The following is a 505-nucleotide window of genomic DNA, read 5'->3' on the forward strand; positions in this document are numbered from 1 at the left end:
GCCGTATCCCGTCGCACCTGACCAATGATGCGCACCCTCTGTTCGAGCAGGGGCAGAATCAAACTCTTGCGCATGAACCAGGCATCGATCAGCAGACGCGCTTCCCGGACATTCCCCCTGACCGACTCGATCAACTGCCGCGCCACCCAGAGTTTGCCGCGTTGGCCGGATTCTTCGACCAACCAGGAACGAATCGGGATGGTCAGTGCCGAACCCAATCGGACCCGCACCACCAGGGCCAGCGTGACCCAACCCTGGCTGTTCAGAAAGGTGGGTCGGTTGGCCTTGTGGCTGTGATCGTGTTTGATGCTGATCCCCGGCCCCTTCTTCGCGCAACGGGGAACCAGCGTATCGTCGATGATCAGGTTGACCAACTCGTTTGGAAAAACTCTTTGCGTCAATTGCAGTAATTGGATGGACAAGTCGGCGACCGAGACATTCGCCCGCTCGATCAGTTTGTAGTAGGTGGTCCAGTGCGCTTCGCGGCGAATGGCTCCGATGGCAC

The 505-nt window shown here is 58.8% G+C and carries 1 protein-coding gene; it reads right to left on the reverse strand.

Annotation, left to right across the window (positions count from 1 at the left end):
• A partial coding sequence (locus tag M6F29_RS12025; RefSeq protein ID WP_298160252.1) for an IS701 family transposase occupies window positions 1–505 on the reverse strand: 505 nt, incomplete at both ends.

Origin of the sequence: Ferrovum sp. (genome assembly GCF_027317285.1) — a bacterium.
In the GTDB taxonomy this organism is placed as follows: domain Bacteria; phylum Pseudomonadota; class Gammaproteobacteria; order Burkholderiales; family Ferrovaceae; genus Ferrovum.